Below are 18,161 nucleotides of genomic sequence, written 5' to 3' on the forward strand. Positions count from 1 at the left end.
GATTCGCAAAAATGCATTTCTTCTCTTTGGTCGAAAATACATTTTTGCGAAATATAGAGCAACCATTTTAAAAATATCTCAGGTCAAAACTTACCAATGATTTTGAAAAGAGTTTATAGATAAATAATTTTAGTGGATGTTTATATGAAACCATCATTAAATTTTAAAGCGGAATTATTTTATTCTTCTTCAGCCAACCGTAGTCTTGAACGCTCCAACCATTCTTTATCAATGTTAATGATGGTGAAAGGAGCTTCAGGATTGTTTCTTTGATTAAATACAAAAATCTTGGAGAAAAAATCCTGTTTTATGCCAAGTGCTACTGACTTGTTTAGATTAAAGGATTTCCAGTGGCTAAAGATTCGTTTTGGTACATAAAATTCAAAATCTGTCGATTGAGTCCGATTTTGTGGGTTGTAAACAGTTAGTGTCCAGATGTTAGGATTATCTTCTGTCCAATGTATTTCTGCTTTTAAAGTGTAAAAGATTCCGTAATTATTCTGCCTATTTAAAATGTTGTCTTCGGTTCTCGTTCGTGAGAATAAAAAAACCATATCACCAGTTTCCAATAATCCTACATAAGAATATCTCAAAACTGTGTTAGAAAAAGTAACAATATCCCCAATGATGTTATCATCACTCAAAAAGTTATATGCTCGTCGGTAATTAAAATTCGATAAATCACCATCTCTATCTTTTAAAAAGTTATACAAGTTTTGAATATCATCTTGATTGAAACTGTCAATAAGCCTTTGAGTAATTCCATTAAAATTATCTATTGTACGTGGACCTAAAAACCAGCTTAGAGATAACAAAGGTATTTTGTTATTTGATGCGAATTCTACAGCAGGTTTACTAAAGTCATTCACTGACGCAACGCCTACCTGATACAAAAAACGGGTTCTGGTATCTATTGCGTAAGAAGCTCTTCTATTATTTTGCCTTTCTAAGATACTTTCTCTTGTTACAATTTCAAAATCATTCAAATCATTTCTTAAGCCAGCAGCATTCCTTACAATTGTTAGACTTGTAACTGATCCGTAAGCTTTGCACTCAAAGAGTAATTGAGTTGGATAGGCAAAGGGCATCTGAATTGGAGGATTCATTATGATATCGGCATCGTGTGCAGCTCCTTTGCCATTTATAAAAAATAGCCCTCCTCTTTCAAAAGAAAAAAATTCTTGGGCTTGCACATTGGTGAATCCACAATTTTTCAATAGCTGTCGAACAATGTACTCTAGTAAAGCTCCTTTAATATTGCCTGCTTTCATTAGAAGATGTTATTAGTTTTAAAATGAAAATCTAAAAGTCAAATATTCTGTGTTTGCTTATCATTAAATAAGTTATTAACAGAGCTTCCACGCGCTTTCAGAAATTTTGATTACATCAGATTCAGACAAAATGCTGGGCATTACACTAACGTCTTGTACCAAAGTACGTGATATTTTTATTCCATAATTATTGTTTAATCTAACCGAGTAATTAAAGTCATCGTTTAAAAAGTGTTCAACATACAAACCTAAGTCTGTATTTATTATTCTAGTCTTATTAACTAAATCAATTACTGTGGATGTGTTTTCTGTAGTTTTATGCATATATTTTTATTTGTTTATCCATCTAATCAATTCCTTTTCTCCCTCTACCAAATTCGAGTTGTACTCAAAGACTAAATTATCATAAAGTCCTTGATTAATAATATATCCTAGATCTTCATAATAATTTGTTTCTGTCTCTGTAATTACAGTTAGACAAGTATTATTCTTTTTGTTAATTTTTAAGATGTTTGCAATAATGTGGTTTTGAATATCCAAAGAGGCGTGCATAAAATAGTCGAATTGTTTAGTGCTGTTATCGACAATTATTAAGTTCATAATGATTATAAATTTGAGTATGGTTACTACCCAAATATACGCAAAAATTTGCGAATTTTTTAAATTTGAATTACCGGTGAAATCTAAAAATAATTTATTTTTAAACTTTTTACAATCAATAATTAGGCGTTACAGTAATTATAGGATGCTTATTTTTATTGTTCGATAAGAAAAATTCCCGACTATTTTCGTTTTTTATTCTTCTTTCAAGTAAGTTTACGAAAGGTAATTTAATTTCTTGCGTACTTATAATGTTCTTCTATTTATTTTGCTACCTGTATAAAATTTGCACACTCAAATAAAAGGGGTGTTTAAATTTTATACACTCAATTCTTAAAAGTGTACAAATTATTACCCACAATTCATTAATAATGTACAGAAATTGTACATTCTCAAAATAGTTTCTTTCTAATCTTTTTTATTTCAAAAGCAATTTTAGTACAAGAAGTTGATAATTAGACTAATAGTTTGTTTTTTGGAGCTCTGAAAAAAGTAAATTCCTTATACAGCAAGATGTGTCTTTGTATATACAAACTTTTCAAGTTTGATACACAAAGACTCTCTTGCCTTTTCTTCAAAAAGGGTAAAAAACTGCGGAACTTGTTTTTTTGTTTTCTGTGAAATTAGGTTTAAGATTCCAGATTAATCCAGATTATTCTTTTTTAATCTCCAGAGATTCCAGAATCATCCAAATTCATCTTATTTAGCCCAGCTCCCATTAACACTATTGTTTTCAAGGTTTTGATGTCCCAACTTTGCAGAAGAAATGTTAACCAAAAAACGAAATGAGAATACCTTTTTATTTTTTTCTGCTATTTACTGTGATAACTATGCGAGGGCAAGTCGGAATCAATACCAAATTACCAGAAGCTACTTTGGATGTTGTAGGAAAACCAAGTGATTCTAATCATTATGATGGCGTAATTCCTCCTCGTATTACAGGCGACCAGTTATCTGCTAAGGTATATACTTCAGGTAAAAAGGGTGCTATCGTTTTTGTGACATCTCCTGCGACCAATTTAGTCGGTCAGGTTAAGTCTGTTGTTGAAACAGGATTATACTGTTTTGATGGAAGTTTTTGGCAGCTACTTTTACAAGATAAAGATCCAATCGAATATTTCATTTTACTGACATTCGACCCAACCAGTACTGCAGGTCTTACTGCAACATCAACTTGGTCAACTCCGAGAAATCAGTGGGGTAATACAAACGCATATTTGACTTCATCGAAATCTTACTCTGTAGGAACAAAAAATTTTGGAGGATTAAATGGAAATATATCTTTTAAAAAAATTAATGGTATTGTCAATATCCGTTTTCAGTTATACAGATTAGATAGTGAACCAATCACAGGAAATACTTTCATAAACATTGGAGATATATGCAGTGATTTAGGGTTTGTTCCGTATCAAATCGCCCTACTGCATCGAGAAAATTCAACACAATATTTTCCAGCCTTGCTTGAAAATTATGGTTTTCAAATTCCGCAAAGCACTTTAAGTTCAATGTCACCCTCATTTTATACATATGGAGAAGTGCAAAGTTATTCTAACTGGAGGAAGCCATATCTAAAATAGAATTTTCAAAATTGAAATTCTGATACAAGTGATGAAAGAAAGCGATTCTATAACCAAATGAATTTAAATAAAAACAATAATAAAATGAAAACACTTATTTATCTTTTTTTGTCCTTTTTTGGTATAGCGGTTCACGCTCAAGTCGGAATCAATACCCAAACACCAGAAGCAACATTAGAAGTTGTAGGCAAACCCAATGATACTAATCATTATGATGGAATTATTCCACCACGTATCACGGGAGAGCAACTGGCAACAAAAACTTATTCAACTGCGAAAAAGGGAACAATAGTCTTTGTCACATTACCTGCTACAAATTTAGTTGGCCAAGTCATTCATATTACAAAATCAGGTTTATATTATTTTGATGGTAGTGCGTGGATACCTTTTATTCAGGAAGACCCTCTAAATAACGTTGCTCTCAGAGGAAACTCCTCAACTGTCGAACTCGTTGTCAAAAGTAATCTCCATCTTGATTTTGATAGTAAGGAAAATTATACACTTGGAAATTCCCGAAGTCAAATTACAGGCGAGTATAATTCCATCGTTGCAACAGATTCGAAGATCACTTCAGGAAAAGGAAATTCTGCTAGTTTTTACGCAATGTCTCAGGGAGAAATAACCGGTAAGTTAAACTATGGAGCAGGTGTATCAGCACTAAATGGAATTGCAAACGGAATAATTTCAGGAAACAGAAATATTGGAATCGGAGCAGGAGCAATGTCATACATCACTTCCGGAAATGATAATATATCGATAGGATATTTGTCAGGTACAGGAAACCGAACAGGTTCAAACAATGTATTTATTGGTGTTGGAGCAGGTAGTCCAGCTTCTGGAAATAGAAGCGTCAGCAATAAATTAGCTATACATTCAACCCCCGTTACAACAAGTTCAACCAACTTCTGGGATAGTATCACAAATAATTATACTGATTACAAATTCGCGTTGATTTCGGGGGATTTTTCTGAAAGATGGCTCAATATCAATGGAAAATTAAGTGTCACTCCTTCACAAATGCCAAATGCAGATAACGATTCTTCATATACGAAAAGAGTGGTGGCTAAATCTGATGGATCATTTGGTTTTGCTACTGAATTAATTCCTCAACCACCACCTGTAGGAACGTATGTTCTAAAGAGTGTAAATGGTGTGGCAAACTGGGAAGCACTTTAATGCATTGCAAATTTAATTGAACTTAAAAAAATAGAGTGATGAAAAATTACCAAATATTTTTAATTCTGTTATTATGTATTTCATTGACCTCCTGCAAAACCATAGTAGCTAATCCTGGGAAACCATTAATTGAAAGTTCAATAGAAGTTGGCAGAAGCTATGAAGTTCAAGATTTTAATGCAAAAGTACTTAATCTAAAAATAACGGGATTTGATAAAGATTGTATCTATGGAATTTCAGCTAAGAAAGAACAGATTAGCCTTGAGAAAGCAGGCATTAGGCAAATGAAGAAATGGAAAGTATTGAATTCTGTTTTTGTTGGCGCTTTAGCAATTGCTGCTCTAATTTTTATTCCAATTTAGATATACCAGAATGAAACTATTTACTATTTCAAATGAGTCCGATTGAAACCGAGAATAAGACTATCATTTTTAGAATCAGTAATCAGAAAAAAGAAAAGTGGAAAAAAATATGCGACACAAGAAATATTTCTCTTACAAGTTTAATCATCAATTCTGTCGAAAACAGAATTTTGGAAGATGAAAGAAGAAAAGTTCTGGAATTCATTGAAAAACAAGATAATGTTTTTGTAAAGATCGAAACCAATATCAATCAAGTTGCCAAGATTGTAAATGCCCAAAAATTCATTAGTTCTGAGGATTTAAAAGTTTTTTCTGAAAAGCTTTCAGAAGTAATAATTCTAAAAAAAGAGCAGAACAAAATATTTGAAAACATTTATTCTTTGCTATCTAAATGATTGTTAAGATAATGAATCCAGCAGGATCCGACTTTCCAGGAGTTAATTACAATGATAAAAAAATAGACAAAGGAAAAGGGGAGTTGATGATGATGAAAAACTTTCCGTCCTTCATTAATGAACATAGCAATAAGCAACAGGTAAGAGATTATTTAAAAGCTATTTCGGCTGGAAATAAAAGAGTAATTAAGCCTCAATTTCACGCAACAATTTCAACCAAGTTCAGGGAGCATTCCAAAGAAGAACTTACAAAAATTGCTGATGACTTTATGGATGAATTGGGATATGGAAAGCAACCATTTATTGTGGCTTTCCATAATGACACAGAGAACAATCACATTCATATTGTTACGACTCGAGTAGATAAACAGACTGGAAAGAAGATTAATGACAGTTACGAAAAGTTAAAAGCTCAAAAAGCTTTAGCTAATACTCTCGAAAAACTTTACGGAATCAAACCGGAGGAAGTATTGAACAAACTGTTGAACTACAAAATGAGTTCCCTCCATCAGTTTGAAACTTTACTTAACAGAAATGGCTATAAACTGGGCAAAAACACAAATGATGCGAAATCTTTGACCATTTTAAAAAACGGAGTAATCCAGCGAACATTATCAGGAGACCAGATTGTTTATGATAATAGAAAGAATGAAAGAAGAACAAAACAACTGAAAGCCATTTTTTCCAAGTATAAAGAGATTTATTCCAACAAGGTTTTCAAAGTTGAGGATTTTAGAAAGCAGGAAGCGATGCTTCCTGAAGAAAAGCAAAAAGCTGATTGGACACCGAAAATTGAATTTGAAAGTGAACTTCAGAAGAAGCTAAGAGATGTTTTTGGGATTGACTTGGTTTTCCACCATAAAGATGAATTTCAACCTTTTGGCTATACTGTAATTGATCATAAAACAGGCGCAGTTTGTAAAGGAAGCGAACTAATGAAAATGAATGAGTTGTTTGAATTCACTTCGGCGAAAATGGACAAGAAACTGTTTGAAAGTCTCAAGGATTACAATATTCCAAATGATGAAACTAAAGCAGTACTGCAAAGGTTTTTGAAAGATAGAAACCCAAAAAATGAAATACAATACTTTATGCTTTTTGAGAATAAAAAGCTGAAAAATAAGGACACATTCACAGCTATCAGAAACGATGTAAAAGAATACGTGAAAATCCAAAATAATAAAGATGTTAATATAATTAAGTCGGAGGAAGGAAAATATTACGTCATTTATTCGAGACTTCACTACATCGGAGAATTGAAACCGATGATTGGAGAAAAGCAATACCAGGAATTCCTAAATCCTCAATTAGAAAGTACCAAGGAAAATAAAGAAGGAAATGAATTGAAAAAAGCAGTCAATGAGATGTTTTTTGAACTGATGAGAAGCTCAGCCAATTCTAAAGACCCGGCAGAAAATGAATTGAAGAAGAGGAGGAAAAAGAAAGGTCGCTGAAATGACTGGCTTTCAAGAACCTGTAATCAATGTAAAATTATGATAATCACATTTGCAACGCAGAAAGGAGGAACAGGTAAAACAACGCTTGCAATTGCTTTTGCCAATTATGTTTCTGCTCATTCTAAAAGAATGATCAAGGTCTTCGATTTCGATTTTCAAAAATCGTTTTACCACAAATGGAAAGAAGATGAATTGCTGGAAATTCCAAAAATATATGATGTTGAAATCATTGATGAAGAGAATGAAGAACCCTTCACGGATTTTGATAGTTTGATAGCATTGAAAGAAAGTGAAGAGATAAACATATTCGACCTTGCAGGAACATTGGATGTAAAGTACAGCGACCTTCTTATTTACAGTGATTTTATTGTCATTCCCTTTGAATATTCAAATGTCTCAGCAAAATCAACTTTGGTCTTCATTAATTTTTTGGGATTGTTGGAAAGTCAGGCAGAAAGGGTATTCATTCGCTCACGATTTGATAAAGGCTATGTATACCAGAATCAAGAAGGAATGGACGCCGAAATCAGCAGGTATGGACTGCTATTGAAGAATCCTGTATTCAAAAGAAATTGTCTACAAATTCTTGATACCAGAAAATTAACGAATCATCAGAGATATGCTGTGGAGAAATCATTCAACGAATTAATTGACCACATTAACAAATGCCTTGAAATTACATTATAACGGATCACTATAAACTCATTACAAAATATGATTAAAATAATTACCTCTATCATAGCCATTTATCTGCTTTATTATGTAGGGAATGTATTGTATGATCTTTTTTTGAAAAAAGACAGTTCAAAAAAAACGGATGAAACTGAAGAGTATTCTTTAACGGAATTTTCAGAAGAGAACAAAAACGAAGTACAAAGAATAGAGATCGATGATGTAGAAAATATCAATACTCCTAATTCTTTTAACAAGAAAGAGCTATTTCGGGCTAATCAGGAAGAGCAACAAGATGAAAGCCGTGACCTTGATCACTTTCGAAAGAAGTTTGAGTCTGAGCAGAATATTGATGATTTTTATAACGTTCCCGAAATACAAGAAAAGCCAAATGAAAAAGAACAAAAGGAAACTGTTTCACTTGATTCCCAACAGGAAAACATTATTCAAGAGCAAGAAAAAAAAGAGATTCCATCCCCAAACCTCGACGCCTTACATAAACAGTTTAAAGACTTTCTAAATCTCGCCGAAACAAGCGTTCAGGTTATTCTAAACCAAGATGGACATAAGGTCTATCAATCAATGATCTAAGAGGTTAATCAAAACTTTTCACTACTAAAATGATCCGCCTATAAAAGGCGGATAGCACACCCCTTATGCATAATTCTAAGCTAAATAAACACAATTCTAAACATAAATCCTTAATCATTATGAACTACAAATCGAAACATTACAAGCTGTTTAAAAAGTTATTGACTGCTTGTGTAATCCTCCTTGCTGTAACCCCAGCATTTGCACAGGGTGGTGCAACAGCAATTTCCAATGCAGCCAATGACATCAAAGATTATTGGGATCCGATCAAGCTTATCCTCAAAGCTGTCGGAGGATTGGTCGGTTTCATCGGAGGTCTGAGAGTGTACAACAAATGGACAAATGGCGATCAGGATGTCAACAAAGAGATCTTGGGCTACGGAGGTGCTATGATCTTCTTATTGGTAGTTCCGGAATTCGTAACAGCATTCTTTGCTTAATATGGGGTTCTATCTCTACAAGGGGCTTAAAAAACCCCTTGTATTCTTCGGGCTTAAAGGCAAATACATCTTTTATGCAGTAGGAGTCATTGGAGTCGGTGTCATCGCAGCACTCATATTATCCAAATTCGGATTGCTGGGTTCTCTTTTAGGACTCGCAGGTACAGGAGGAGGCGTCTATTTCATCTTCAAAAGACAGGATAAATATGGTCTGTACGCTAAGACCAAAAACTTCGATCAAGTTTTGATTTTCCCCAAAAAAATAAACAATAAAACACTTTTAGGTTATGTCCAAAATAAAGAAACAAGCATTTGATATTCCTTTTATCGGTTTTGATATTGGAAAAGATTTCGGATGGGACTTTGATGTTTTATTTGGGCAGTACGGAAATCCTATCATCGGAATCAAAATAAAAAATCCTGTTGAGCAATATTCGGCAGATCCTGACAATTATCTGAATTTCCACACGGTTTTAAATCAGGTTGTATCTATTATAGGAGAGAGTAGAATCGTACAAAAGCTTGATATTTTTTCAAAAAAGAGATATACAGCCGAACAATCCAATCAATTTCTGCAACAGAAGTATTCGGAGCATTTTGAGGGGAGGCTTTTCAAAACTATTGAAACCATACTTTTCTTCACAGATATTGTCGATGATAAGCTGAAAAAGAAAATGAAGCACTACCATTTCTCTGACAAGAGTTATAAAGAGCTTCGTGATAAATGTCAAAAGGTATTTATGCTTTTGAAGCAAAGCGATTGCGAACCAGAATTTTTATTTGAAAAGGAGTTTGAACATTATATATCCGGCGTATTGTCGATGCAGTTTTCAGATGTTCCCACTTTTGATAATATTAAATCAACCAATGAATATCTGCAGATAGGAAATAAGTTCGTTAAGAATATTTCATATGTCGATGTTGAAAACATTGATCTGCCTTCTGAGATAGAGCCTTATTCCATACTTGGTGGAAATGGCGCAGCTGCAGAAACGGCTGTTGATAATTTCACATTCATCAATGATTTGGAGGATTACGAAACCATCATTTACAATCAGGTAATTACGATTCCTCTTCAGGCACAACAACAGAGAGAACTCGACAAGAAAAAGAAAAAGCACGAAGGTGCAGCCAATAATTCTCCTTCCAATGCCATTATAGCGGAAGAAATACAAACTCTTCTGCATAACATCGCTATCGATGGGCAATTGGTTGTCAATGCGCATTTTTCCCTACTATTTTCAACAGACACATTGGAAAAAATGGAGGGAACACAATCCCTGATTGAAAATAAGCTATTCACGAAAGGGATCATCGTTTCCAAGAATGCCTACAATCAACTGGAACTCTTCCGGTCTGCCATTCCAGGGAATGCCACAGAGCTCAGGGAATACGATCTTTTTATGACGACAAGCGAAGCGGCCTTGTGTTTTTTTTTTAAAGAGAGTTACCCCCTGAATGAAGAATCCAATTTCTATTTGAGGTTTACAGACAGACAAGGAGTTCCATTAAAAGTTGATCCTGCTGACGTACCGATGAAAATTGGCAGAATTAACAATCGAAACAAATTTGTTTTAGGACCAAGTGGTTCAGGAAAGAGTTTCTTAATGAATAATATAATTGAGCAGTACCTTACCTATAATTATGATGTCGTCATCGTCGATACCGGAGATTCTTATTCAGGAACCTGCAAATACAAAGGTGGGAGATACATTCAGTACACTGAAGAAAAGCCGATCACAATGAATCCTTTTCTGATGGATAAGAAAGAATTCAATATTGAGAAAATAGAATTTTTGACCAATCTGATCTTCCTTATCTGGCAAGGTCCGGATGCGTCAATGTCATCTGCCCAGAAATCAATATTGGACAATGTGCTGATGTCCTATTATCATCAATATTTTAATTCGGGAAGTGAATGGTATGAGAATAAAACTTCAGAAGAGTTAATTCTTTATTTGAATAAATACAACATTCACGAAGAAGATATTTACGCTCAGTATGAGAGTAATGTTAATGAACGGCGGACATACTACGATGTTTTAGGAATTGCCTTCAATGCAAGTACTGAAGAGATCAAGGATGCAGGAAGAAGACTATTAAAATTCTATCATCCTGACAAGAACATCAATAATCCTGATTATGACAATGAAAAATTTTATACAGTTTATGAAGCTTATGAAACGCTGGGTGATGAAGAGAGAAGAAGAATTTACAATGAAACCCAATTGATTCTTATCAGATCCAATGAAATCATCAAAAAGGACAAAACGGAAGAAAACTGGGATGAATCATTTAGGAAAGCCATTATCATAAAAATCAAAGAACTTGAAGAGAAGTTGGATGCAAAAGAACTTTCCTTTAATGGTTTCTATGACTATTGCGACAAATTTCTTCCTCTTTATCTGAATAATAAGAAACACAGCATCACAGAAAGAGAATTTAACCTGAGAACTTTTCTATTCGTTCTGAGGGATTTTTACAAAGGTGGACGTTATGGAACAACGCTCAATGAAAATGCAGATAATACTTTATTTGATGAGTCATTTATCGTTTTCGAGATTGATAATGTTAAGGATAATCCCAAGCTTTTTCCAATCGTGACACTCATCATAATGGACACGTTCATCCAAAAAATGAGACTCAGAAAAGACCGCAGAAAAGCTCTGATCATTGAAGAAGCGTGGAAAGCCATTGCAAGTAAACTGATGGGTGGATATATTTTGTATCTCTATAAAACAGTAAGAAAATTTTGGGGAGAAGCGGTGGTGGTAACACAGGAGTTGGATGACATTATTGGCAATGCTGTTGTAAAAGACAGTATCATCAACAATTCGGATACATTTATTCTTCTTGATCAGACCAAGTTCAAGGACAACTTTGACCGTATTGCAGCTTTGCTTTCATTAAATAAGGTGGAGCAGAACAAGATATTCACAATTAACAACCTTAACAACAAATTCGGACGTAGCAGATTCAAAGAATTTTATCTGAAACGTGGTTCCAAAGGAGAAGTTTACGGTAATGAAGTTTCAATAGAGCAGTACCTTACCTATACAACAGAGAAGCCTGAAAAGTCAGCAGTAGAGTATTATGTGCAGAAGTACGGAAGCTATGATGAAGCCCTTATTAAAATTGTATTTGATTTAAAAATTTTTGGAGACAACCTTGAAAATCTTGTTTCACTGGTCAATCTGTATCAGAATCCTCTAGACCAAAAGATTGTTTCCTATTACAACAGGATGAAAAATGAGAACAAAGGCAAAAATGTTTTCAAGGTCATTTCACAGGAGCTTGAAGATCATCAAATCAGTTTTTCAGAATTAATCAATAAAAATTATCTGTATGAAAAAGTTTAGTCTCCTATTTCTAGGATTCAGTAGTTTTTTATTTGCACAGAATACCTACATCGATCCTACGGTAACGGCTGCAATGATTCTGTATTCAGAAAATCTGAAAGCCAAGCAGAACGAGGTTATCGAAGAAACATCAAAATTAAAGGATGCACAAACCTGGGTCGGAACCCAAATGGTAGCCGCCAATGATATTCAGAATAAAATATTAAAAGGTTTGAAAGAAGTTTCCGGAACACTACAAAACGGTATTCAGGTACAACAGATCTACACTGAGTTGAACAAATGCTACGATTATTCTGCTCAGGTTGTCCAATTGGCTTCGCAGCATCCGCAATATGCCATATTCGGTACCAAAGCTTCACAAAAAACCTATGAGCAAAGTCTGAAAATAGTCACCGATATTACGGATATTCTGGCATCTGGAGAACTGAATCTGGCTACTGCAGGAGATCGATATAAAATCCTGCATAATATCTCAGGAAATGTAAAAAATCTGAAACTATGGCTTTTGGCAATAAAGCTAAGACTGGAAAAAGCCAATCGATTGGGATTTTGGAATTCCATCAATCCTTTTGCTGGATACATCAATACCGATAAAGGCATTGTGGAGAACATAATGAATAAGTACAAGAGAAATTTTTAAAAGTCAAAAAATGAAAAAGATTTTTCTAATGCTGACCATTCCTATTTACATCTTAATCACTTCTTCAAGCGGTGGTTCTACACCTGCGTGGCAACAGGAAAATGTTTCTTTTCCAATGATGGATCTGGAGATCAATGCAGCGATGAAAGAACACGACCGACAAAAAGAAATGAGACAGAAGCAGACTGCAAATGCCACTGTGGAAACAGTTAATCAATCACAATGGAAAGATTTCAAGGATAAGATTACCAAAGTACAGGACAGGTTACGAATTGTATCATTTGCTGTTCAGGCAATACCAACAGGAATCGCTATGAGCAGAGAGATAACGAAGATTACGGATAATCAGACCACTATTATTAATGAAATCATTACTGCACCATATTCAATCATAACTGTTCTGCCATCGCAAGTACAGTTTGTGGATGACCTCCAAATGGTCACTCGATTAATTACAGGAATCATCCTGTCTTATGGGGCAATCAACCAAATGGAAAAATCGGAACGAAAAATTTTGCTGGATTATGCATTGGATGAAGTCAAAGCAATAAGTAGAAACTCTACCCATATGCTTTTAAAGATAAGGGACATCAAAGCAAAGGTCTTACGTAACAAAAGAGCATTCCAGTACTATGTCAACAGAGATAAACAAGTTGTGGAAAGTATAATGAATAACATCAAATCTTTTTAAAATGAAAAAAATATTAATACTTGGAGTCGTTGCGTTATCTAGTATTTTAGTAAAAAGCCAGCAGATTGTTATCAATGATAAACTGTTATCACAAATCACGCTTAATCACGGTGTTCGACTGGCAAGTGAGCAGGCTTTTTTGGATTCCTATGAAAAACAAAAGGAGCTGTATGACGAAATCAACAACAAGACAACTCAAATTATTGCGATTCAGGAATACATCTATCAGCAGCTTAAAAATGTCAATTCAGCGCTTACACAAAGCAAGAAATTAATCTATCTGTATCAGTATTTAGGAAAGATTGCTACCAATTCCAACAAGATGCTGGATCTGTCGGCACAACATCCTGAATATGCAGTTCTGGTTTCAAAGTACTATACTGAAATTGGTAAACAGGTTATTAAACTCCAACAGGAAGTTACCCAAGATGTCTTGAACGAAGACAAAGATTTCCTGATGGATGCAATGGACAGAGAAATGCTGATTGAGAAAGTTTTTACAAGGGTAAGAAATATCAATGGGAATATCCTTTATATCATTTTACGATTAGAGAATGCCAAGAAAATCCCATATCTGTTCCAAGTCCCTGTACTAAGAAATTACCTCAATGTCGATAAGGCGATTGTCGGTGATATTATTCAAAAATACAAACACCTATTCAACTAAAACTATGGAAAATCTACTTAAAAAAGGAAAACTTTTTCTCTTACTACTAGTTGCGGTAAATGGCTTTGGACAAAGTGTGAAAAGATTGAATGACCCTGCAATTGTTGCGCAGCATAAAAGGATGACTTTTGAAAGCTGGGGTGATTGGCGTCCTTATCCTAAATATTTTCTGGGTATTCAAACCAATTTTGCTTATGCAACAGTTTGGGGAATGTGGGCTCCTAAAATTAACAGGGATTATAAAGATGGTGATGATATAAGACCTCTGAAACCAACCGGAGAACAGAATATACGATTTGCTCAACTGAAATTTCAGGAAGAAGAAGCGAAGAAGATCAAAGCTGCTTCCGATACAATTTATAAGAGAAGTGTTCAGGATCTTGCCCATTGGACTTCTGCTACGGTCGATGCAGACCCGCTCTGGCTTTTATACTACAAGCGAATGCTGAAACCCATCACAGAGTTTCCAGACACACCACAGAATTTTATTGAATGGAGACTGAAAGATCAGCAGACTTATGAAACACTCAATACGACTGGTACATTGAAAAGACTGCAGGAAGAACTTGATCTCATTAAAGATAAGTATTCTATGTCCCGCTCAATGGATATGCCAAGAGGAAAACGCTTTGTAATGTATCACGAAACGCTTATGAAATGGAGAAAATTTGTTCAGGAATTAAGAAAGCATAATAACAAAACGACTTTGCTTCTGGATTACAAAAATATACTGAATAGCCATTTACCCACAGCTTTACCGACGCAATGGGCACCTGCTTCAGATAGACAGATTGTTCAAAATGTGATGCAGCAATACAAACACAGATACTAATATGAATAGAAAATTGACATACTTTTTTTGCCTCTTTGCAATAGGATTACCAATAATGGGCTTTGCCCAGACCGATAGTGATTACAGCAATCTGTTGCAGTTTTTAAAAGGCGACGGTGCTTTTGAAAAATGGTTTATGGAGGTGTTTACTAAATTGGACAACAGTGTACAGGATAGTGCGGAAGGTTCAGCTTTGGTAGGACGGGCTATAGGCGGATTGGGAGCATTGATGTATCTAGGATATATGGGATGGCAGATGGCAGCCGGAGATCGCGAATGGGAAATTGTACCAATGCTAAAACCTATTTTAATTGGATTCACACTGATTTACTGGACTGGATTTGTCAATCTAATTCAGGCACCTTTTGAAGCCATTGCAGAACCGGGGATAGCCATCTTTAGTGACATCGAATCTGAGGTAAACGATTTGAGAATTGAAAGGTTCAAAAAACAACAGCAATTGTTGGATGCAGTCATCAGGTTAAATGCTGAAGAGGATGCCAAGCAGGAAGTAATCAATAATACCAGCGAGGATGTGGACGATTCGTGGTATGATATCAGCGAAGGCATTGATAAACTGTTGCAACCTATCAAGGAATGGCAGATCCGAATGGAGTTTCAATTACAAAAATTAGTGGCAGAAGTCATTGAGTTTATATGTTTATCCATACTAAGAATTTGTGTTTATCTCATCTTCTTTATCCAAAAAATATGGGCATATATATTAATAATTCTTGGCCCTATTGCAGTGGGAATGTCAATGATTCCCGGATTTGAAAATTCTTTATACAGTTGGGTTTCAAAATTCATCAATATCAACCTGTACACTTTTGTTGCCTATACTATTATCAATATTGGACAACAGCTGATCGCATCAGGCTATACAATGGAGATTGAACGATATGATACGCTTTTAACCAATGGAATTATTACCAATTTGGATGCTTTAATGGTTTACGTGTCAAATTCCGGAATGATCTACAATCAACTCTTTACCTGTGTGGCTTATATCGTCACAGGCATTGGAGTTCTGATGACCCCAACCATTGCCGACACAATTGTTACTGCAGGTGGAGCAGGGGCGATGACCAAAATGAAAAGTGCAGCAGGCAGAATTGCAAGCGGTGCAAAAACAGCGGTTTTGGCGGTCAAGACAGGCGGAGCATCCGCAGTGAAGTCTGCGGCGGCTGCTTCTGCATCAGGGAGGGTAAATGATGCAATGAAAAATAAAAAGTAATCAGACTAAAAAAATTCGAGAATGCTTATAAAAAATATAGAACAAAGAATTAAGATCAACAAGGTGGTTTCATTGGGAGCGATTGTATTTGCTGTCTTTATCATTATTGCAGGGTTTTTATTTGCCTACAAAATGATTCAGGATTCAAGAAAGTCAATTTATATTCTTGATAACGGAGTTCCGGTACTTGCCAAGCAGACCGATGTGCTTCTGAACAGACCTGTGGAATATAAAGCCCAAATCGAATTATTCCACAGATTATTTTTTACGCTGGCTCCTGACGACTCCTATATCAAGGAAAATATCCAAAAATCATTATACCTCATTGATGATAGTGGAAAAAAAGAATACACCAATCTAAGGGAAAAGGGATTTTACAATCAGATCGTTGCTTCCAGCTCAATGGTCAGCATTCATACTGATTCTATTACTCTGAATATGGAAAACAAGAAATTCCAGTATTTCGGAAAACAGATGATCACCAGAAAATCTTCTGTCATTACCCGAAAATTATTTACTGAAGGTTTCTTTGATGACATTATACGAAGTCCCAACAATCCGCACGGTGTTCTTCTTAAAAACTGGCGGATCATCAATAACGAAGAACTCTCTAACCAAAATAAAAACTCTTATTAAAATGAATGCTTTTGTTAAAAAGATTGGGCAGAAATGGTTTGCCTGGACAGTCAAAAACCCTAAGGAATTTTTTATGTATTCGATGGCTTTCCTATCAGTTTCCTTCATCATATCAATTGTGCAAGGAATATTCTTTCCTTCTGATATGACATTTAAAATCAAGCCTCCTGTGCTTTATTCCAAAAGTTCGGTAGGTCAAAATACTTTAAAAAGTAATGATAAGGAAATGAAAAAAATAGTGGTTGAACTCCAGTCACTCAAAGTAAAAAGAGATCAGCAAAAACTACGGAAAGATGACAGCCTTAGAATAGAATATCTGTTTAACCAATACCAACACTTAAAAAATGGACATTAATAAAATCAACTTTAAAGAAAAGAAATATGTTCTGCCACTCCTTGCTCTGCCGTTCGTTTGTCTTTTTGCATATGTAGGTGCTCAATTTATGAAAGAAGATAAACCTGCAGACAAACCGAAAGAGCTTTCTATGTCACTTGGTGAATCTCAGGATTCCATTATGACCAAAAATGATGCGTATGATGCATTCTTTAAAAAGGAGGATAACAGAACAATGCTTGGAGGATTGGACAAGGAACAGGATAGTCTGCTAAGCTATGACGACCAATTGTCGTTAGCTCAGAAAAGAAGGATTGATTCTTTAAAAGCTGTCAATTCAAGGCAGAGTCAATATGAGACCACAGGAAATCCATCATCCTATTATGATCCTAAGCAGGGTAAAGAAGATCAGGACTATAAAAGATCAACTGAGATTATTAAAATGCTAAATGACAAATCCTACGGAAAAGCAGAAGATAATATTCAGATTATAAAGCCTAAAACAAAAGAACAAAATACACAGCAAGATCCTGTAAAATATCTAAAGCAGCAAATGCTGGTGATGGATTCTTTAGAGAAAGCAAGAGATCCCGAGTATCAAAGCAAGCTGGCGGCTGAACAAAAGTTAAAAGCCAATAAAGAAAAGATGGACGAGTTCCTTAACTCTACTTTCAACGTCAGTAAGTCTGGTATCAATAATGACTTCAACGCCATTTATAAAGACAAGGAAAATAGTTTTATCAAGGCTGTTATCGATGAAAACAACAAAGGATTTTTAGGAAGCAGGATTAGATTCAGGTTGCTGGAAGACATCTTTGTTGGAAACAGAAAGATCAGTAAAGGTTCCATTTTATATGGTCAGATTTCTGGATTTACAATGCAGCGAGTTGACTTGAAAATCATTTCGGTATTTGCTAAGGGAGAGATCTTTCCAATCAACCTATCTATCTACGATGTTGATGGTATGAAAGGATTGTATGTTCCACAAAGTGTTTTTAGAGATATGATCCGTGAAATGGGAAGCAATTCTGTGCAAGGAACACAGATGGATATGGGAGGAGAAGGATTTTTTACCACCATTGGTTCCAAATTATTTACGTCCACCTCCAAATCGATTGCGAATCTCATTAAAACCAACAAAGCCAAATTGAAATACAACTCTTATGTATTTCTGATTGACGAAAAACAATTGAAAGAGTCACAAAACCAACCAAAACCTTAAAA

General features: G+C 34.9%; 19 protein-coding genes. 18 read left to right on the forward strand and 1 reads right to left on the reverse strand.

Annotated elements, in window-relative coordinates; genetic code table 11:
• Nucleotides 1–179 precede the first annotated feature (179 nt).
• Nucleotides 180–1,271: a hypothetical protein gene (locus EG339_RS12095; protein ID WP_123870307.1), complete on the reverse strand. Its 1,092-nt coding sequence runs from the start codon at nucleotides 1,269–1,271 to the stop codon at nucleotides 180–182.
• Between the two features lie 1,385 nt (nucleotides 1,272–2,656).
• Here EG339_RS12095 and EG339_RS12100 point away from each other — a divergent pair.
• The 18 genes from EG339_RS12100 (at nucleotide 2,657) to traM (ending at nucleotide 18,159) form a co-directional block, all read left to right on the forward strand.
• The gene (locus EG339_RS12100; protein ID WP_002981148.1) at nucleotides 2,657–3,448 is read left to right on the forward strand and encodes a hypothetical protein; all 792 of its coding nucleotides are present in this window, start codon (nucleotides 2,657–2,659) and stop codon (nucleotides 3,446–3,448) included.
• An 84-nt stretch (nucleotides 3,449–3,532) separates the two neighbouring features.
• Nucleotides 3,533–4,624 carry a hypothetical protein gene (locus EG339_RS12105; protein ID WP_228370546.1) on the forward strand — a complete coding sequence of 364 codons (1,092 nt, stop codon included), beginning with the start codon at nucleotides 3,533–3,535 and terminating at the stop codon, nucleotides 4,622–4,624.
• Nucleotides 4,625–4,662: 38 nt separating this feature from the next.
• On the forward strand, nucleotides 4,663–4,986 hold the full coding sequence (locus tag EG339_RS12110) for a bacteriophage spanin2 family protein (protein WP_002981146.1): 324 nt from the start codon (nucleotides 4,663–4,665) through the stop codon (nucleotides 4,984–4,986).
• 170 nt (nucleotides 4,987–5,156) lie between these two features.
• Entirely contained in the window at nucleotides 5,157–5,381 is a 225-nt protein-coding gene (locus EG339_RS24520) for a hypothetical protein (RefSeq protein WP_228370545.1), read from the forward strand.
• Nucleotides 5,378–6,835 carry a relaxase/mobilization nuclease domain-containing protein gene (locus tag EG339_RS12120; protein ID WP_002981144.1) on the forward strand — a complete coding sequence of 486 codons (1,458 nt, stop codon included), beginning with the start codon at nucleotides 5,378–5,380 and terminating at the stop codon, nucleotides 6,833–6,835. The genes EG339_RS24520 and EG339_RS12120 overlap by 4 nt, the downstream gene beginning before the upstream one ends.
• A 39-nt stretch (nucleotides 6,836–6,874) precedes the next feature.
• Nucleotides 6,875–7,525, forward strand: coding sequence for a ParA family protein (locus tag EG339_RS12125; protein ID WP_002981143.1), 651 nt, complete (start codon nucleotides 6,875–6,877; stop codon nucleotides 7,523–7,525).
• A gap of 27 nt (nucleotides 7,526–7,552) precedes the next feature.
• Entirely contained in the window at nucleotides 7,553–8,101 is a 549-nt protein-coding gene (locus EG339_RS12130; RefSeq protein ID WP_123870308.1) for a hypothetical protein, read from the forward strand.
• Nucleotides 8,102–8,220: 119 nt separating this feature from the next.
• On the forward strand, nucleotides 8,221–8,541 hold the full coding sequence (locus EG339_RS12135; RefSeq protein WP_027374949.1) for a DUF4134 domain-containing protein: 321 nt from the start codon (nucleotides 8,221–8,223) through the stop codon (nucleotides 8,539–8,541).
• 1 nt (nucleotide 8,542) lies between these two features.
• Entirely contained in the window at nucleotides 8,543–8,857 is a 315-nt protein-coding gene (locus EG339_RS12140) for a DUF4133 domain-containing protein (protein WP_002981136.1), read from the forward strand.
• Complete coding sequence (locus EG339_RS12145) at nucleotides 8,829–11,900, forward strand: TraG family conjugative transposon ATPase (protein ID WP_002981134.1); 3,072 nt, start codon at nucleotides 8,829–8,831, stop codon at nucleotides 11,898–11,900. The genes EG339_RS12140 and EG339_RS12145 overlap by 29 nt, the downstream gene beginning before the upstream one ends.
• On the forward strand, nucleotides 11,887–12,540 hold the full coding sequence (locus EG339_RS12150) for a hypothetical protein (protein ID WP_002981132.1): 654 nt from the start codon (nucleotides 11,887–11,889) through the stop codon (nucleotides 12,538–12,540). Before EG339_RS12145 ends, EG339_RS12150 begins: the two co-directional genes overlap by 14 nt.
• Before the next feature lie 10 nt (nucleotides 12,541–12,550).
• A complete protein-coding gene (locus EG339_RS12155) occupies nucleotides 12,551–13,231 on the forward strand; it encodes a hypothetical protein (protein WP_002981130.1) in 681 nt (226 codons plus the stop codon).
• 1 nt (nucleotide 13,232) lies between these two features.
• Nucleotides 13,233–13,898, forward strand: a complete 666-nt coding sequence (locus EG339_RS12160; RefSeq protein ID WP_002981129.1) for a hypothetical protein — start codon at nucleotides 13,233–13,235, stop codon at nucleotides 13,896–13,898.
• A gap of 4 nt (nucleotides 13,899–13,902) precedes the next feature.
• On the forward strand, nucleotides 13,903–14,730 hold the full coding sequence (locus EG339_RS12165; RefSeq protein ID WP_027374951.1) for a hypothetical protein: 828 nt from the start codon (nucleotides 13,903–13,905) through the stop codon (nucleotides 14,728–14,730).
• Between the two features lies 1 nt (nucleotide 14,731).
• Nucleotides 14,732–15,967: a membrane protein gene (locus EG339_RS12170; protein WP_029296699.1), complete on the forward strand. Its 1,236-nt coding sequence runs from the start codon at nucleotides 14,732–14,734 to the stop codon at nucleotides 15,965–15,967.
• 21 nt (nucleotides 15,968–15,988) lie between these two features.
• Nucleotides 15,989–16,603, forward strand: a complete 615-nt coding sequence (gene traK, locus EG339_RS12175) for a conjugative transposon protein TraK (protein WP_002981126.1) — start codon at nucleotides 15,989–15,991, stop codon at nucleotides 16,601–16,603.
• Between the two features lies 1 nt (nucleotide 16,604).
• The gene (locus tag EG339_RS12180) at nucleotides 16,605–16,958 is read left to right on the forward strand and encodes a hypothetical protein (RefSeq protein ID WP_002981125.1); all 354 of its coding nucleotides are present in this window, start codon (nucleotides 16,605–16,607) and stop codon (nucleotides 16,956–16,958) included.
• Nucleotides 16,948–18,159: a conjugative transposon protein TraM gene (traM, locus tag EG339_RS12185; RefSeq protein WP_029296697.1), complete on the forward strand. Its 1,212-nt coding sequence runs from the start codon at nucleotides 16,948–16,950 to the stop codon at nucleotides 18,157–18,159. The genes EG339_RS12180 and traM overlap by 11 nt, the downstream gene beginning before the upstream one ends.
• Nucleotides 18,160–18,161 lie beyond the last annotated feature (2 nt).

The sequence above is a fragment of the Chryseobacterium bernardetii genome (genome assembly GCF_003815975.1).
In the GTDB taxonomy this organism is placed as follows: Bacteria; Bacteroidota; Bacteroidia; order Flavobacteriales; family Weeksellaceae; genus Chryseobacterium; species Chryseobacterium bernardetii.

What these genes read in the sequence shown, in the direction of transcription:
- EG339_RS12095 (WP_123870307.1), bottom strand. Translation starts at nt 1,271, where the DNA reads ATGAAAGCAGGCAATATTAAAGGAGCTTTACTAGAGTACATTGTTCGA.
- EG339_RS12100 (WP_002981148.1), top strand. Translation starts at nt 2,657, where the DNA reads ATGAGAATACCTTTTTATTTTTTTCTGCTATTTACTGTGATAACTATG.
- EG339_RS12105 (WP_228370546.1), top strand. Translation starts at nt 3,533, where the DNA reads ATGAAAACACTTATTTATCTTTTTTTGTCCTTTTTTGGTATAGCGGTT.
- EG339_RS12110 (WP_002981146.1), top strand. Translation starts at nt 4,663, where the DNA reads ATGAAAAATTACCAAATATTTTTAATTCTGTTATTATGTATTTCATTG.
- EG339_RS12120 (WP_002981144.1), top strand. Translation starts at nt 5,378, where the DNA reads ATGATTGTTAAGATAATGAATCCAGCAGGATCCGACTTTCCAGGAGTT.
- EG339_RS12125 (WP_002981143.1), top strand. Translation starts at nt 6,875, where the DNA reads ATGATAATCACATTTGCAACGCAGAAAGGAGGAACAGGTAAAACAACG.
- EG339_RS12130 (WP_123870308.1), top strand. Translation starts at nt 7,553, where the DNA reads ATGATTAAAATAATTACCTCTATCATAGCCATTTATCTGCTTTATTAT.
- EG339_RS12135 (WP_027374949.1), top strand. Translation starts at nt 8,221, where the DNA reads ATGAACTACAAATCGAAACATTACAAGCTGTTTAAAAAGTTATTGACT.
- EG339_RS12140 (WP_002981136.1), top strand. Translation starts at nt 8,543, where the DNA reads ATGGGGTTCTATCTCTACAAGGGGCTTAAAAAACCCCTTGTATTCTTC.
- EG339_RS12145 (WP_002981134.1), top strand. Translation starts at nt 8,829, where the DNA reads ATGTCCAAAATAAAGAAACAAGCATTTGATATTCCTTTTATCGGTTTT.
- EG339_RS12150 (WP_002981132.1), top strand. Translation starts at nt 11,887, where the DNA reads ATGAAAAAGTTTAGTCTCCTATTTCTAGGATTCAGTAGTTTTTTATTT.
- EG339_RS12155 (WP_002981130.1), top strand. Translation starts at nt 12,551, where the DNA reads ATGAAAAAGATTTTTCTAATGCTGACCATTCCTATTTACATCTTAATC.
- EG339_RS12160 (WP_002981129.1), top strand. Translation starts at nt 13,233, where the DNA reads ATGAAAAAAATATTAATACTTGGAGTCGTTGCGTTATCTAGTATTTTA.
- EG339_RS12165 (WP_027374951.1), top strand. Translation starts at nt 13,903, where the DNA reads ATGGAAAATCTACTTAAAAAAGGAAAACTTTTTCTCTTACTACTAGTT.
- EG339_RS12170 (WP_029296699.1), top strand. Translation starts at nt 14,732, where the DNA reads ATGAATAGAAAATTGACATACTTTTTTTGCCTCTTTGCAATAGGATTA.
- traK (WP_002981126.1), top strand. Translation starts at nt 15,989, where the DNA reads ATGCTTATAAAAAATATAGAACAAAGAATTAAGATCAACAAGGTGGTT.
- EG339_RS12180 (WP_002981125.1), top strand. Translation starts at nt 16,605, where the DNA reads ATGAATGCTTTTGTTAAAAAGATTGGGCAGAAATGGTTTGCCTGGACA.
- traM (WP_029296697.1), top strand. Translation starts at nt 16,948, where the DNA reads ATGGACATTAATAAAATCAACTTTAAAGAAAAGAAATATGTTCTGCCA.